Here is a 16,103-nt window from a genome sequence, read left to right as displayed (position 1 = left end):
GTCGAAGCGGGACGCGTCATGGCGTCGCCCGGCGCGCGGTGGCGAAGCGGGGCCTGTTGTTGAGGTCCGGGTGGTCGGCCGCGTCGGCCCAGCCCCGCTCCTCGGTGAAGATCCACGGCACCTGTCCGCCCTGGGTGTCGGCGTGCTCGATGACGACCACGCCGCCGGGCCGCAGCAGGCGGTGTGCGGTCCGCTCGATGCCGCGGATGGTGTCGAGACCGTCCTCGCCGGAGAACAGCGCCAGCTCCGGGTCGTGGTCCCGGGCCTCGGGCGCGACATACTCCCACTCGGTCAGCGGGATGTACGGCGGGTTGGAGACGACCAGGTCGACCTGTCCGTCCAGCTCGGGCAGCGCGGTGAGCGCATCGCCCTGGTGGAGCTGGACCCGGGAGCCGTCGACGTTCTTGCGGGCGTACCGCAGGGCCTCCTCCGACAGCTCCACGGCGTGCACCCGCGAGCGCGGCACCTCCTGCGCCAGGGCGAGGGCGATGGCCCCCGACCCCGTGCACAGGTCGACGATCAGCGGCTCGACGACGTCCATGGCCCGTACCGCGTCTATGGCCCAGCCGACCACCGACTCGGTCTCCGGGCGGGGCACGAACACCCCTGGCCCGACGGCGAGTTCGAGGTAGCGGAAGAAGGCGCGGCCGGTGATGTGCTGGAGCGGTTCGCGCGCCTCGCGGCGGGCGATGGCCTCCCAGTAGCGGGCGTCGAAGTCCGCGTCGGGGACCGCGTGCAGTTCACCCCGCTTGACGCCGTGCACATGCGCGGCGAGTTCCTCGGCGTCGAAGCGCGGTGAGGGCACGCCGGCGTCGGCCAGCCGCTGGGTGGCCTGGGCCACCTCGGCGAGCAGCAGGTTCACGAGCTTCCTCCAGCCGGTACGTACACGTCGTGCGGTCTTACTGGGCGGCGGCGAGCTTCGCCGCCGAGTCGGCGTCGACGCACGCCTGGATGACCGGGTCCAGCTCGCCGTCGAGCACCTGGTCCAAGTTGTACGCCTTGAAGCCGACCCGGTGGTCCGAGATCCGGTTTTCCGGGAAGTTGTACGTGCGGATCTTCTCGGAGCGGTCCACGGTGCGCACCTGGCTGCGGCGGGCGTCGGCGGCCTCCTGCTCGGCGGCCTCCTGGGCGGCGGCCAGCAGCCGGGAGCGCAGGATGCGCAGGGCCTGCTCCTTGTTCTGGAGCTGGCTCTTCTCGTTCTGGCAGGAGGCGACCACGCCGGTGGGCAGGTGCGTGATGCGTACCGCGGAGTCGGTGGTGTTGACGGACTGGCCGCCAGGCCCCGACGAGCGGTACACGTCGATGCGCAGATCGTTCATGTTGACCTCGACGTCGACCTCCTCCGCTTCCGGGGTCACCAGGACACCGGCCGCCGAGGTGTGGATACGGCCCTGCGACTCGGTGGCGGGCACCCGCTGGACGCGGTGCACCCCGCCCTCGTACTTCAGCCGCGCCCAGACGCCCTGACCGGGCTCGGTCGCGCCGTTGCCGCCCTTGGTCTTCACGGCGACCTGGACATCCTTGTAGCCGCCGAGCTCGGACTCGGTGGTGTCGATGATCTCGGTCTTCCAGCCGACCCGTTCGGCGTAGCGCAGATACATGCGCAGCAGGTCGCCGGCGAACAGGGCCGACTCGTCGCCGCCCGCGCCCGCCTTGATCTCCAGGAGGACGTCCTTGTCATCGCTGGGGTCACGCGGTACGAGCAGCAGCCGCAGCTTCTCGGTCAGCTCCTCGCGCCGGACGTCGAGCTCCTTGACCTCATCGGCGAAGTCCGGGTCGTCCGCGGCCAGTTCGCGCGCGGTCTCCATGTCGTCGCCGGTCCGCCGCCAGGAACGGTAGGTGGTGATGATCGGGGTCAGCTCGGAGTAGCGCTTGTTGAGCCGCATGGCCTCGCGCTGGTCGGCATGGACCGCGGGGTCGGCCAGCCGTTTCTCGAGATCGGCGTGCTCGCCGACCAGTTCCTCGACCGCCTCGAACATCGTGTGTTCCTCTGCTGACTGACTGGACTTCCCGGGGCTGCCGTCGCTGCGGCCCCCGGAACCCCCCGGCCGGACGGCGGGAGGCCTGACGACAAAGACGCCGGTCCGGTCACCCCTGTCCAGGGGCGACCGGAGACCGGCGCCTTGCGGGTCGCTACTTCTTGGCGGCTGCGGCCTTGCCGAAGCGGGCCTCGAAGCGGGCCACGCGGCCGCCGGTGTCCATGATCTTCTGCTTGCCCGTGTAGAACGGGTGGCACTCGGAGCAGATGTCGGCGCGGATGTTTCCGCCGGCAACGGTGCTACGGGTGGTGAACGACGCGCCACAGGTGCAGCTGACCTGGGTCTCGACGTACTCCGGGTGGATGTCGCGCTTCAAGGGATTCTCCTAGGTTCGGGAGTGCACCGGGTCGTGTCGCGGGTTGCGTCACGTGAACCGGGGCCGACGGTCCAGTCTGCCAGGACTAGCCGTATCTCCCAAAACCGGGGTACGTCCGCAGGTATTCCCCACCCCGCCCGTCCTGCGTTCCCCGCCCCGGTACGGGGGCCCGCGGGGCCCCGGTACCGCGGACGGCGGCTACTTCACGTACTTGCTCGTGCCACCCTTGTCACCGGCCGAGCCCTTGATGGCGGCCTTCGGGATGGCCTTGTCCTGCCGCAGCGCGTCCCAGACCTGCTTGGCCTGCCGGGTCAGCGGCACCACCCGGTCCGGGTTGGCCGGGTCGTACGTCACCGGCAGCGTCACCATGTCGATGTGGTCCGACCCGATGGAGCCCAGGCTCTTGGCCAGCCCGGTCAGCTCACCCACCGAATTCAGGTCGGTGTCGGTGGTGATGGCCTTGGTGGCGGTGTCCGCGATGTCGTACAGCTTGGTGGGGTTGGTGAGCACCCCGACGTTCTTGACCTGGTCCATCAGCGCCTTGATGAACGTCTGCTGGAGCTGGATACGGCCCAGGTCACTGCCGTCGCCGCCGGGGACGCCGTGCCGGGTCCGTACGAGACCGAGCGCGTCCTCGCCGTTCAACGTGTGCTTGCCGGGCTGCAGGTGCAGGTGGCTGTCGTTGTCGTCGATCGGCTTGGTGGTGGTGATGTCCACGCCGCCCAGCGCGTTGATGAGCTTCTTGAAGCCGGTGAAGTCCACCTCGAGGAAGTGGTCCATCCGGATCCCGCTGATCGACTCGACGGTCTTGACGGCGCATGCCGGGCCGCCGACCTCGTAGGCGGTGTTGAACATCGCCCGCTGCGCACCGGGGACGACCTTGCCGTCCTTGGTGCAGTCCGGCCGCTTGATCATGGTGTCGCGCGGGACGCTGACCACGCCGGCCTTCCGGTGGCCCTTGTAGACGTGCACGACCATCGCGGTGTCGGAGCGGGCTCCGCCCTCGTCCTTGCCATACTGGCCGTTCTTGCCGGCCCGCGAGTCCGACCCCATTACCAGGATGTCCATCGAGCCGTTGTCGACGTTCTGGGGGCGGTCGTGGCCGAGGGCGGCGTTGATGTCGACGCCCTTGAGGTTGCCGTTGAGCTTGAAGTAGACGTATCCGAGTCCGGCCGCGCCGAGCAGTACCACGCTGACCAGCGTGCACAGGGTGATCGTCAGTGCCCGGCGGCGGCGGGTCGGTCCCCTGCGCCGGCGGCCCGTGGCACGTATGCCGCGGGCACGGCTTTCGGCCGTCTTCGCGGTCCCGTTGCTGTCCGCCATCTGCTCCTCAGTCCTTGGTCTCTCGGCTACCCCTCGCCGCACCGTGCTCCGTACATCACGGCTTGTTGTGTCTGGTCAGACGGGAGGTAGACGGGAAGGGTTGCACAGCGTGGTGTGTGCCCTTTCTTAGAAAAGGGACCGGCCGGCGCGCTGCGACCCGGGACTTTCGTCCTTCTCACCTGCGATTTCGGCCCGTTTTCGGACATTGCGTGAACGGTTGTGCGGTGCACACGCCTGTGCGGAAGGTCTCAGACGGGGCTCCGCCGCGGCCGCTCGGGGCGGCCCAGGTCACACCGGAGAGCGGACAGCACGGAGCCCTCCCCACCCACAGGGGTGAGGAGGGCTCCGCGAGGGTCGTCGCCAGGGCGTCAGTCGTTGCCGTTGCCGCCCATACCCGGTGTCGTCTTCTGGATCTGGAGCAGGAACTCCGCGTTGGACTTCGTCTGCTTCATCTTGTCCAGCAGCAGCTCGATGGCCTGCTGCTGGTCCAGCGCGTGCAGCACCCGGCGCAGCTTCCAGACGACGGAGAGCTCGTCGCTGCCCATCAGGATCTCTTCCTTACGGGTGCTGGACGCGTCCACGTCCACCGCCGGGAAGATCCGCTTGTCGGAGAGCTTGCGGTCGAGCTTGAGCTCCAGGTTGCCGGTGCCCTTGAACTCCTCGAAGATCACCTCGTCCATCCGCGAGCCGGTCTCGACCAGCGCGGTGGCCAGGATGGTCAGCGAACCGCCGTCCTCGATGTTGCGCGCGGCACCGAAGAAGCGCTTCGGCGGGTAGAGCGCGGTCGAGTCGACACCACCGGACAGGATGCGGCCGGAGGCGGGCGCCGCGAGGTTGTACGCGCGGCCCAGACGGGTGATGGAGTCCAGCAGGACGACCACGTCGTGACCCAGCTCCACGAGACGCTTGGCGCGCTCGATGGCCAGCTCGGCGACGGTGGTGTGGTCCTCGGCCGGGCGGTCGAAGGTCGAGGAGATGACCTCGCCCTTGACCGACCGCTGCATGTCGGTGACCTCTTCCGGACGCTCGTCGACCAGGACGACCATCAGGTGGCACTCGGGGTTGTTGCGGGTGATCGAGTTGGCGATCGCCTGCATGATCATGGTCTTGCCGGTCTTCGGCGGGGCCACGATCAGACCACGCTGGCCCTTGCCGATCGGCGTGACCAGATCGATGATCCGGGTCGTCAGGCCGCCCGACTCACCCTCCAGGCGCAGCCGCTCCTGCGGGTACAGGGGCGTCAGCTTCCCGAACTCGGGCCGCTGGCGGCCCTGTTCGGGCGCCACGCTGTTGACGGTGTCGAGCCGCACCAGCGCGTTGAACTTCTCGCGCCGCTCGCCGTCCTTGGGCTGACGGACCGCACCGGTGACGTGGTCACCCTTGCGCAGACCGTTCTTACGGACCTGGGCGAGCGAGACGTACACGTCGTTCGGCCCGGGCAGGTAGCCGGAGGTCCGGATGAACGCGTAGTTGTCGAGGATGTCGAGGATGCCCGCGACCGGGATCAGGACGTCGTCCTCGGTCACCTGCGGCTCGTTGCCGAATTCCTCGCGGCCGCCACGACGGCCACGGCGGTCGCGGTAGCGCCCGCGACGGCCCCGGCGGCCGCCCTCGAAGTCGTCGTCGTCATCCTGACGGCGGTTGTCGCGGTTGTCGCGGTTGTCCCGCTGACGGTTGCCGCCCTGGCCGCCGCCGTCGCCCGCGTCACTCTTGCGGCGGTCGCCGCGGTCGCCGCGGTCACGGTCGCGCTGGCCGCGCTGGCCGCGGTCACCGCGGTCGCCCTTCTGCTGGCGGTCCTGACGGTCGCCACGGTCCTGGCGGTCCTTGCCCGGCCGGCTCTCGCCGGTCTCCTGCACCGTGGTGTCGGTCTTGGCTTCCGTCTTGACCTCGGTCTTCGCCTCGACCTTGGTGTCGGTCCGGACGTCGCCGGAAGCGGCCTCGGGGCTGCCCGCCGCGGCGGTGGCCCGGCGCCGGCGGCGCTCGCCGGCCGGCTGCTCGTCGCTGACGGGCTGGCCGGGGATCTCGATCTGCTGCTGAGCGGCCGCGGGCTGCTCGGCGGCCTTGTCGCCCTTGGCGGCCTTGTCGGCGCTCTTGCCGGCCGTGTCCTCGCCCGTACGGGCCTTGGAGGTCGTACGGCGCTTCGGCTTGGTCTCGGTGGCGGCGGGCGCGTCGGCCTTGGCCGCGGCGCCGGAGCCCCCAGCCTGCTTCTCCTTGATGACCTCGATCAGCTGGCTCTTGCGCATCCGCGCGGTGCCCTTGATGCCGAGGCCGGAGGCAACCTGCTGCAGCTCTGCCAGGACCATGCCGTCAAGGCCGGTGCCAGAACGGCGGCGCCGCGTGGTTGCGGGCGCGGCGGGAGCGTCCGTGGCGGGCGCGGTGGCACTGCCATCGGTGCGCACGCCCATCAGATCGGTGGTGTCGCTCACGAAGGGTCCTTCCCTGGAGCGGGCGTCGGCCTGTCTGGCTCGGCGACCGGGTTGTGCTGTCCGGCTCGATGTCCTTGGTCTTGCGGACCTGGCCGGGGCGGTGGTCCCGCCGGAAATGGCGGAAAGATCAATTCATGGTTCCGGCGTGAAGAGATGCAGAGTGACTCATGACGCCACGCCGATTCCGGAGCGTGCTCACTTCTGCTCAGGCCATTGCTCCAAGCAGTTTGGGAGGCTCCCGGAAGAAAGTGGTCCCGACTGGGGACACCAAGCACCGCGCCACTCAGGCGTCGGGTACTGACTTGAGGTTAACACTACCGGATCCAACAAACATTCCCCCTCTCCAAGACCGGCAATCAGTCGATCACACGCGTGATCACCCGGCGAGCGGCAGCACGCAGGTGCCCACCGCGTCGAGGGTCAGCCGGTTGGCCGCCCACCCCTCACCCGCCGCCGCGGCAACCTTGTCGGCCACCGCATCCTCGACCAGCGCGAGCACGGTGGGGCCCGCACCGGAGATGACTGCAGGGACGCCGTCCGCGCGCAGTCGGTTCACCAGGGCCACACTCTCCGGCATCGCGGGGGCGCGGTATTCCTGGTGAAGTCGGTCCTCGGTCGCGGCAAGCAGCAGCTCGGGGCGCCTGGTCAGGGCCTCGACGAGCAGTGCGGCACGGCCGGCGTTGGCCGCGGCGTCCACATGGGGGACGGTACGCGGCAACAGTCCACGGGCGGTCTCGGTGAGCACCGGTTTTCCGGGCACGAAGACCACCGGAACGATGGAATCGGCGGGATCCATCCGGATCGCCCGCGCGGTTCCGGTGTCCATCCAGGCGAGCGTGAATCCGCCCATCAGGCAGGCGGCGACATTATCGGGGTGGCCCTCGATCTCGGTGGCCAGCTCCAGCAGCGCGGTGTCGTCGAGCTTCTGCTCGCCGCCTATCGTCACGGCGCGGGCGGCGACGATGCCGGCGCAGATGGCGGCCGACGAGGAGCCCAGGCCGCGGCCGTGCGGGATGCGGTTGGCGCAGACGATTTCCAGGCCGCGCGGCTGTCCGCCGAGCAGGTCGAATGCGGTGCGCATCGACCGTACGAGCAGATGGCTCTCGTCACGCGGGAGGGTGTCGGTGCCCTCACCTGCGATGTCGACGTGCAGACCGGAGTCGGCGACGCGCACCACGACATCGTCATAAAGGCCCAGGGAAAGGCCGAAGGCGTCGAAGCCGGGACCGAGATTGGCGCTGGAAGCGGGGGTGCGCACCCGGACGGCGGCGGCGCGGAACGCGGGACCGGCCATCGCTCGATGACTCTCCTTGATTGATGCTGCGGTACTGCCCCAGAACACCGGCACCGAGGCGCCCGGACGGCTCATGGGGTCTGTTCTGACCTGCCCTGCGCACCACTGCGTTATGCCGTGGGGAGGGGAGTTGGCTGCCAGCCTATCGAAGGAAGGTTCTGTGGCGACATAGGGCGCACAGGAGGCGCACGATGCGTGTCGCGCGCTTCCTGTGCCCCAGCGCCGTCTCTTCCGGCTTTGCAGCCTTTGCACAATTTGCTGTTCGGCGAGTTGCGGGGGCGACGGCCGCCCCCGCACCCTTGGTCCGTACGGGCAGGAGCTGCCGGTACGGACCGCGGATCACGCCAGGCCCAGCCGCTCGGCGGCGGCGTTCGCGTCGATCGGGATCGTGACCGGCTGCGGCGCACCGGCCACCGCCCAGTCCGGGTCCTTGAGGCCGTTGCCGGTGACCGTGCAGACGATCTTCTGGCCGGGGTCGACCTTGCCCTCTTCGGCGGCCTTGAGCAGACCGGCGACGGACGCGGCCGAGGCGGGCTCGACGAAGACGCCCTCCTGGGAGGCCAACAGCCGGTAGGCGGCCAGGATCTGACGATCGGTCACCTCGTCGATGAAGCCGCCCGACTCATCCCGCGCCCGCTCGGCGAACGCCCACGACGCGGGGTTGCCGATCCGGATCGCGGTGGCGATGGTGTGCGGGTCCTTGACGACCTCGCCGCGCACGATCGGCGCGCTGCCGGAGGCCTGGAAGCCCCACATCCGCGGGGTACGGGAGGCGATGCCGTCGGCGGCGTACTCCTGGTAGCCCTTCCAGTACGCCGTGATGTTGCCGGCGTTGCCGACGGGCAGCACGTGAATGTCGGGCGCGTCGTCGAGCATGTCGACGATTTCGAAGGCGGCGGTCTTCTGGCCCTCGATGCGCACCGGGTTCACGGAGTTCACAAGTGCGACCGGGTAGTTGTCGGACAGGCCCCGGGCCAGCGTCAGACAGTCGTCGAAATTCCCGTCGATCTGCAGGATCTTCGCGCCGTGCACCAGCGCCTGGCCCATCTTGCCGAGCGCGATCTTGCCCTGCGGGACGAGCACCGCGCAGACCATCCCGGCGCGCACCGCGTAGGCGGCGGCCGAGGCGGAGGTGTTGCCCGTGGAGGCACAGATGACCGCCTTGGCGCCCTCCTCCTTGGCGCGGGTGATGGCCATCGTCATCCCGCGGTCCTTGAAGGAACCGGTGGGGTTGGCACCCTCGACCTTGAGGTGCACCTCGCAGCCGGTGCGCTCGGAGAGCACCTGGGCCGGTACGAGGGGGGTGCCGCCCTCCCGGAGGGTGACGACCTCGGTCGTGTCGCTGACCGGCAGCCGGTCACGGTATTCCTCGATGATTCCGCGCCACTGACGGCTCGCGGTGGAATTGGCAGACATGGGTTCCTTTACTCCCCTTCGACCCGCATGATGCTGGCGACACCGCGGACGGTGTCCAGCTCGCGCAGTGCCCCGACGGTCGACGACAAGGCCGCGTCGGCCGCTCGGTGGGTGACGACGACGAGAGATGCCTCGCCGTCCTTGCCCGACTGACGGACCGTATCGATCGATACGCCGTGTTCGGCGAAGACCGTCGCGACCTGCGCAAGAACGCCGGGCTTGTCGGCCACGTCGAGACTGATGTGGTACCGCGTGACGACTTCGCCCATCGGGCTGACGGGCAGCCGCGTGTACGCGGACTCACCCGGCCCGGTGGTGCCGGCGACCTTGTTGCGGCAGACCGCGACGAGGTCACCGAGGACCGCGGAGGCGGTCGGTGAACCGCCCGCGCCGGGACCGTAGAACATCAGCTGCCCGGCCGCGTCGGCCTCGATGAAGACCGCGTTGTACGCCTCGCGTACCGAGGCGAGCGGATGCGTGAGCGGGATCATCGCGGGATGCACCCGGGCCGTGACGGACGCGCCGTCCGCCGCCCGCTCGCAGATGGCGAGCAGCTTGACCGTGCAGCCCATCCGCTTGGCGGAGGCGATATCGGCCGCGGTGACCTCGGTCAGTCCCTCGCGGTGGACGTCGTCGATGGTGACGCGGGTGTGGAAGGCGATACCGGCCAGGATCGCGGCCTTGGCGGCGGCGTCGAAGCCCTCGACATCGGCGGTCGGGTCGGCCTCGGCGTAGCCCAGCGCGGTCGCCTCGTCCAGCGCCTCGCTGTAGCCGGCGCCCGTCGAATCCATCTTGTCGAGAATGAAGTTGGTGGTGCCGTTGACGATGCCGAGCACGCGGTTGACCTTGTCGCCGGCCAGCGATTCGCGCAGCGGCCGCACCAGCGGGATCGCGCCGGCCACCGCGGCCTCGTAATAGAGGTCCGCGCCATTGGCCTCGGCCGCCGCATGCAGCGCGGCACCGTCCGCGGCCACCAGCGCCTTATTGGCCGAAACCACACTCGCGCCGTGCTCGAAGGCCGTGGTGATGAGTCCCCTGGCGGGCTCGATCCCGCCGATGACCTCCACCACCACATCGATGTCGCCGCGTTTGACCAGGGCGGTCGCATCCGTGGTGACGAGCTCGGCCGGGATGCCGTCGCGCACCCTGTCGGGGCGGCGGACGGCGATCCCGGCGAGCTCCACGGGCGCGCCGATCCGGGCGGCGAGGTCGTCGGCGTGCGTCGTCATGATGCGCGCCACCTCTGAGCCGACAACACCACAGCCCAGCAGCGCCACCTTCAGCGGACGCGTACGCATCATTCGACCCCTGCTTCTCATCGATCAGCGATATTTCAGCTTGCTCATGCACCAGTCTCACGCACCGGACGGCGGATTCCGCCTGTCGTCCAGATGCCGAGACATTTATTTCATCCGGGGCCCGGCCCCGCGAATCCGGCCCTACCCGACATCCAACCGCAGGAGATCTTCCTCCGTCTCCCGCCGGACGATCACCCTGGCCTCGCCGTTGGTGACCGCCACGACGGGCGGCCGCAGCGCGTGGTTGTAGTTGCTCGCCATGGACCGGCAGTACGCCCCCGTGGCGGGCACCGCGAGCAGGTCGCCCGGCGCCACGTCGCTGGGCAGGAACGCATCCCGGACGACGATGTCCCCGCTCTCGCAGTGCTTGCCGACCACCCGCGACAGCATCGGCTCGGCGTCCGAGACCCGGGACACCAGGGCCACGCTGTACTCCGCGTCGTACAGCGCCGTGCGGATGTTGTCCGACATCCCGCCGTCCACGGACACATACGTCCGCAGGCCTTCCAGCTCCTTGACCGTGCCGACCTCGTACAGCGTGAACGCCGTCGGTCCGACGATCGCCCGTCCCGGCTCGACGGACAGCCGCGGCACACCCAGCCCGGCGGCCTCGCACTCCTTCGTCACGATCTCGGTCAGTGCCTTCGCGATCTCGTGCGGCTCGCGCGGATCGTCGTCCGAGGTGTACGCGATGCCCAGCCCGCCGCCGAGATCGATCTCCGGCAGCTCGACGCCGTGCTCGTCCCGCACCTCCGTCAGCAGCTGCACCACCCGGCGGGCGGAAACCTCGAACCCCGCCATGTCGAAGATCTGCGACCCGATGTGGCTGTGGATGCCGATGAGTTCCAGGCCGTCCAGCTTCAGCGCCCGCCGTACGGCCTCGGCGGCCTGCCCGCCCGCCAGTGCGATCCCGAACTTCTGGTCCTCGTGCGCGGTCGCGATGAATTCGTGCGTATGCGCCTCGACACCGACCGTGACCCGGATCTGCACCCGCTGCCGCTTGCCCAGCCGCTCCGCGATATGCGCGACCCGCACCATCTCCTGGAAGGAGTCGAGAACGATCCGCCCGACGCCGGCCTCCACGGCCCGGGTGATTTCCTCGGTGCTCTTGTTGTTGCCGTGCAGCGCGATCCGCTCCGCGGGCATCCCCGCCGCGAGCGCCGTGGCGAGTTCTCCCCCGGAGCAGACGTCGAGATTCAGCCCTTCTTCGTTCAGCCACCGCACGATGGCCCGGGAGAGGAACGCCTTCCCGGCGTAGAAGACATCGGCCCCCGGCCCGAAGGCGTCCTTCCAGGCGCGGCAGCGCGCCCGGAAGTCGTCCTCGTCCAGGAAATACGCCGGCGTACCGAATTCCTCGGCAAGCGCACGGACGTCCAGTCCGCCGACGGTCACCACACCGTCGGCATTGCGCCGGACGGTACGGGACCAGACGCGCGGGTCAAGGGTGTTGAGATCGGCGGGCGGCCCGGCGTAGTGCCCCTCGGGCAGCACGTCAGCATGCCTGGGCCCTGCAGGATGCGCGGAACGACTCATGACAGCGAGGATCCCCTCAATTTCAAATCACAGATATTCGGGAGCGGAGATGCCGAGCAGACGCAGGCCGTTGGCAAGCACCGTTCCGGCGGCCTCGGCAAGGGCCAGCCGGGCGCGGTGCACGGCCAAGGGTTTCTGCTCCCCGACGGGCAGCGGCGGGCACATCTCGTGCCACCGGAAGAACGCGTCCGCCGTCGCCTCCAGATGCCGCACCATCCGGTCCGGTGCGCGGTGCCGGGCGGCGGCCTCGACGGTGGCGGGGTAGGTGGCCAGGAGGGCGGCCAGGGGCTGGGTGGCGGGGCCGGACCGGGGGTCCGCCGAGGTGACCTCCCCGGGCTCGCTCGCGAACCCGAGATCCTGCGCATTACGCACCAGCGCCCGCGTCCTCGCGTACGCGTACTGCACCCGGAACCGCGGGTTTTCCTCCCGCTGCACCGGCCGCTCGGGCAACCGCACCGCATCGCGCGCCGCGGGCCGCAGCAAGGCCCAGCGCGTCTCGTCCTGCCCCAGCCGGGCAACCATCCCGGCAAGCTCCGCCGCGTCCGCCTCGGCGGGCGCCGACTCTGGAACGGGCCTCTTCGGGTCCGCCATCCCGGCCGCCGCAACGATCCGCCGCAGCGCCTCGGCGACGACGAGTCCGCGGGCCCCACCGGGCACCGGCCCGTCGACGAGGGCCTCCCCCGGCGCACGCTCCCCATAGCGGGCGCCCCGGGTCAGCACATCCCTTACGAGCGCGGTCTGCGCACCGTCCCCCAGCGTGAAATTCAAGAACCCCGGCCCGGCGATCTCCACCCGGGCTATCCCGGCGCTCCCCACCAGCCGCTTCCGCAGAATCTCGGCGACCTCCCGGGCCGGCCGTCCCGCCTCCTTGGCGAGCTGCAGCGCGACGCTGGAGGCGTAGTCCCCGCACCCGGCCCGCCGCGGCGGTCGCACCACGATCCGCGCCGGCACCGGAACGGAGAGCTCCTTCTCGTCCACGGCACCACGCACGGAGCGCAGGACGGTACGGGAGAGCTCAGCGGGGGTCACGGGACAAGCGTATGGGAGAAGGCCCCCGGTCACGCGACCGGTTTCGCCCTGTGGACACCTTTACGCAGCCGGCGGGCTCACTCAGCCGCCGGGCCGGGCCGCGGCCTCCGACCCCCCGGCCGTCTCCACGCCCGCCTCCACCTCGACATCGAGGTCCACGTCCTCCAGCTCGGCGCGCACCCTCGCCGCGCTCCCGCCGACCTGCACCCCGGCCTCCACGCCGATGCTCGCGCCCTCGGCCCCGCCCGGCCCCTCACCCTCGCCGTCGGCCCCGCGCTCCCGCTGCCGCCCCTCGCGGACGAGCATGCCCACGGTCCGCACCAGCTCGGTCGGCTCGAACGGCTTCGCCAGGAAGGCATCGACGCCCACCCACTCGCCGTTGTCCACCTCACCCTGGGTGCACGCGCTGACGATGGCGATGGGGATATCCCACGTCCGCGGATCGGACCGCAATCGCGCCGCGGTGTGCAGACCATTCAGCCGCGGCATCACGACATCGAGGGTCACGACATCAGGTCTCACGTGGTGCACGACATCCAGACATTCGGCACCATCAGCCGCGGTCACGACCTCGAAGCCCTCCAGCTCGAGATTGACCCTGATCAACTGCCGGATCACCTTGTTGTCATCGACAACGAGGATCCGACCGGACAAGCCAGGCACACCATGAGAGTAGGGGCCCACCTGCGGCTGCGTCCCGGTTTTGCCCACTTCCGCCCCCATGCGAGGGACCTTTGCACGACCACCGCCGGCACACCCGCCGGATGCGCTACGGCCCCTCCGACCCCGCTCTTCCACCCCGCAAAACCCTGTTCCTGAACACCCCATCAGAGCTGGTAAGGTTCTACCCGTCGCCGCAAGAACACAGGCGGCAACGCCCCCGTAGCTCAGGGGATAGAGCAACGGCCTCCGGAGCCGTGTGCGCAGGTTCGAATCCTGCCGGGGGCACTCCAGCCGGAACAGCGTGATCAACCCGCTGACCTGCTGAAGTGCCGGACTTCAAGAGCCGGATCCAGTTCCACTGGGTCCGGCTCTTTGTCGTTGCTGCGCCCTGATCGCGCGTGAGTGGCGAGTGAGGGCCAGGAGGCCCTGGTGTTCCAGGGGCAACGCCGCAATGGCCGGCGTCACCTCCGGTCGGCCCCAACTGGGCTTCATCCGGCAGACATTACCTGCCGGCCGAGTCTCAGCATTTCGAGAGCATCGCCCTGCGGCGCATGGCGAGATAGCCCTTCGGGACGCTCCTGGCTTCATTCGGCAACCAAAAGCCTGGCGTTTCCATATTCATTGCGGGATTGCCGGTAATTATCGTTTTCCGGACCGGACACACTTACTCAGTGTGACGTTTCCCTTGCCGCACATTCAATGGATTACCTCAGGACTGAATGGACCCGCCGGGAACTCGATACCCCATTGAGTGGGGGCTTTGAGGTTATCGCTCTGCTGCCCGGTGGAGACCAGGTGCGCCGGGGGACCCCTTCAAGGGCCTTGGCGAGCGTCCGCGCACAATGGGCGGTACGGCGCTGCCGCCCAAGCGCAGCGCCACTACGGGGAGTTGACATGCAGAGTACGAACGGCGGGGCCTCCCTCGTCATCGCCGCGCTGGTCGTCGGGCTGGTGGTGCGACGGCAGTTGCGCACCCGTCCGGTGCGGCGCAACGGCTCGTTGATCACCCCGGTGGTCCTCGGTGTCCTGGGCGCCGCGGGGATCGCCTTCGGCGTCTCCACGGTCGCCAGGGCCCACCCGCTGACCGCGCTGCCTGTCGTCCTCCTGGTGGGGAGCCTGGCCGTCGCAGCGGGCTTCGGCATGGCCAGGGCGCGGACCGTACGAGTCTGGCACGGTCCCGAGGGCGAGGTGCTGCGCAAGGGGACGGCGGCCACTACCGGGCTGTGGCTGGCCTCGGTGGGCGTGCACCTCGGGCTGGGCCTGTGGATCGACCACGCGGCCGGGGCCGGGGTACTGGGGACCGTGTCGCTGTACGCGTACCTGGCGATCGGCCTGGGGACGCAGAACCTCCTGGTGCGCGGGCGGGCTGCCGCGCTGTGACCCCAGCCCGACGCGGCCGATCGGCACGACTCCGGCCGGCACTCCGGCAGCGGTAGGCGGCAGAGACCGCTTCCGTGGCCGGTTGCGGTTCACTCGCCCGGGGCATGGACAAGGGCTGGCTGGCCGGTAGCGCGACTGCGGGATCCCAAGATCCCTGATCTTGTGGACCCGTAATGATCACTAGTGCTCCAGGAGAGCCATGCACCGTTTTCCCCTGGCCAGCGCCCCGCCCGGCAAGGCGCCGGGCCGGCACCGTCCGACCACACCGTCACTGTCCCGCCGCAGCCGTCGCCTCTGTTGGAGCTCGGCCGCCGCCCTGTTGCTGCCCTGCCTACTCGTCGCGGCCGGCTCGCCGGCGAACCCCGCGGCCGGACGCCGGGCCCGCTATCCCGTGCGCGTCAGCGCCTACGTGGCCAACAGCGGCTCGACGACCCTCTCGGTTTATGACACCCGTCTGGAGAGCCGGCTCGGGGCCGTCCAAGTGGGCCACAGCCCGACGGGCGTAGGAGTGGATCCGGACGGCGAGGCGGTCTACGTCGCCAACAGCCGTTCCGACACCGTTTCCTTCGTCGGCACCGGCTCCCGGCTGGTCACGGCCACCGTGCGGGTCCAGCGCCGGCCCTTCGCGGCGGTGCCGACCCGCGACGGCCGCCATGTGCTGGTGGCCAACTTCGGCTCGGACACGGTCTCGGTCATCAACGTCCGGGCCCGGCACGTGATCACCACCGTGCCGGCGGGGCGGCTGCCGCACAGCATCACCACGGTGCCGGACGGCCGCGCGTACGTGACCGACAACGGCGGTGGCTCGGTGTCCGTGCTCGACCCGCACTGGCATTCGATCCGGCACATCCAGGTGGGAGACTTTCCCAGCGGGATCAGTTCGTCGCTCTCCGGCCACCAGGTGTATGTCTCCAACACCGGTTCCGGCACGGTGTCGGTCATCGACCCGCACACCGAGAGCGTGGTGGCCACCCTGCCGGGCGGCCGTGCGCCGCTGGGAAACGCGGTCAGCCCCGACGGCAGACACCTTTACGTCGCCGATTCGGCCCGGGACTGCCTGTTGATCATCGACATCCCCGCCCGCCGCATCGTCGCCCACGTCCCCGTCGGCGTCCAGCCGCAGGGTGTCGCCATCACCCCTGACGGCCGGCGGGTGTGGGTGACCAACGAACAATCCGACACCGTGTCGGTCATCGATCCCTTCGCCCGGCGGGTCCGCTTCACCCTGCCGACGGGACACGAGCCCGAAGGCATCGCCATCACCCCACGCTGAACTTGACAGTGACCCCATGAGCCGCGACCGGTTCCCGCCTTGTGACGCGTGGGCGGCTGTGGGGTTGACCGGTACGAGGACGCGTCCTACGTCGTGGCGGGGATCCTGGCGCC

General features: G+C 69.8%; 12 protein-coding genes, 1 tRNA gene and 1 pseudogene. 3 read left to right on the top strand and 11 right to left on the bottom strand.

Features of this window, described 5'->3' with window-relative positions:
* Window positions 1-16: 16 nt before the first annotated feature.
* The 11 genes and pseudogenes from prmC to ACZ4S3_RS09765 form a co-directional block, all read right to left on the bottom strand.
* Window positions 17-862, bottom strand: coding sequence for a peptide chain release factor N(5)-glutamine methyltransferase (gene prmC, locus ACZ4S3_RS09815; protein WP_467929233.1), 846 nt, complete (start codon window positions 860-862; stop codon window positions 17-19).
* A gap of 37 nt (window positions 863-899) precedes the next feature.
* A complete protein-coding gene (gene prfA, locus ACZ4S3_RS09810; protein ID WP_467929229.1) occupies window positions 900-1,979 on the bottom strand; it encodes a peptide chain release factor 1 in 1,080 nt (359 codons plus the stop codon).
* 154 nt (window positions 1,980-2,133) lie between these two features.
* On the bottom strand, window positions 2,134-2,355 hold the full coding sequence (rpmE, locus tag ACZ4S3_RS09805; RefSeq protein ID WP_467929224.1) for a 50S ribosomal protein L31: 222 nt from the start codon (window positions 2,353-2,355) through the stop codon (window positions 2,134-2,136).
* A 198-nt stretch (window positions 2,356-2,553) separates the two neighbouring features.
* Window positions 2,554-3,678, bottom strand: coding sequence for an LCP family protein (locus ACZ4S3_RS09800; RefSeq protein WP_467929220.1), 1,125 nt, complete (start codon window positions 3,676-3,678; stop codon window positions 2,554-2,556).
* A gap of 368 nt (window positions 3,679-4,046) precedes the next feature.
* The gene (rho, locus tag ACZ4S3_RS09795) at window positions 4,047-6,104 is read right to left on the bottom strand and encodes a transcription termination factor Rho (RefSeq protein ID WP_467929215.1); all 2,058 of its coding nucleotides are present in this window, start codon (window positions 6,102-6,104) and stop codon (window positions 4,047-4,049) included.
* Between the two features lie 376 nt (window positions 6,105-6,480).
* Window positions 6,481-7,398: a homoserine kinase gene (gene thrB / locus ACZ4S3_RS09790; RefSeq protein WP_467929212.1), complete on the bottom strand. Its 918-nt coding sequence runs from the start codon at window positions 7,396-7,398 to the stop codon at window positions 6,481-6,483.
* Window positions 7,399-7,737: 339 nt separating this feature from the next.
* Entirely contained in the window at window positions 7,738-8,814 is a 1,077-nt protein-coding gene (gene thrC, locus ACZ4S3_RS09785; RefSeq protein ID WP_467929208.1) for a threonine synthase, read from the bottom strand.
* Window positions 8,815-8,822: 8 nt separating this feature from the next.
* Window positions 8,823-10,115 (bottom strand): homoserine dehydrogenase, encoded by a 1,293-nt coding sequence (locus tag ACZ4S3_RS09780; protein WP_467929204.1) that lies wholly within the window; start codon window positions 10,113-10,115, stop codon window positions 8,823-8,825.
* Window positions 10,116-10,253: 138 nt separating this feature from the next.
* Window positions 10,254-11,645, bottom strand: a complete 1,392-nt coding sequence (lysA, locus tag ACZ4S3_RS09775) for a diaminopimelate decarboxylase (RefSeq protein WP_467929200.1) — start codon at window positions 11,643-11,645, stop codon at window positions 10,254-10,256.
* Between the two features lie 27 nt (window positions 11,646-11,672).
* Window positions 11,673-12,674 carry an ArgS-related anticodon-binding protein NrtL gene (gene nrtL / locus ACZ4S3_RS09770; protein ID WP_467929196.1) on the bottom strand — a complete coding sequence of 334 codons (1,002 nt, stop codon included), beginning with the start codon at window positions 12,672-12,674 and terminating at the stop codon, window positions 11,673-11,675.
* 222 nt (window positions 12,675-12,896) lie between these two features.
* A pseudogene (locus ACZ4S3_RS09765) lies at window positions 12,897-13,397 on the bottom strand (response regulator); the annotation flags it as partial.
* A gap of 153 nt (window positions 13,398-13,550) precedes the next feature.
* On the opposite strand from ACZ4S3_RS09765, the gene ACZ4S3_RS09760 reads away from it, so the two are divergent.
* The 3 genes from ACZ4S3_RS09760 (at window position 13,551) to ACZ4S3_RS09750 (ending at window position 15,990) form a co-directional block, all read left to right on the top strand.
* Window positions 13,551-13,622 (top strand) — tRNA-Arg (locus tag ACZ4S3_RS09760).
* A gap of 609 nt (window positions 13,623-14,231) precedes the next feature.
* Window positions 14,232-14,717, top strand: a complete 486-nt coding sequence (locus ACZ4S3_RS09755; protein WP_467929194.1) for a hypothetical protein — start codon at window positions 14,232-14,234, stop codon at window positions 14,715-14,717.
* Between the two features lie 199 nt (window positions 14,718-14,916).
* The gene (locus ACZ4S3_RS09750; protein ID WP_467929193.1) at window positions 14,917-15,990 is read left to right on the top strand and encodes a beta-propeller fold lactonase family protein; all 1,074 of its coding nucleotides are present in this window, start codon (window positions 14,917-14,919) and stop codon (window positions 15,988-15,990) included.
* Window positions 15,991-16,103 lie beyond the last annotated feature (113 nt).

The sequence above is a fragment of the Streptomyces sp. NPDC028368 genome (assembly GCF_055565615.1).
This window is presented reverse-complemented; position numbering and strand designations above follow the sequence as displayed.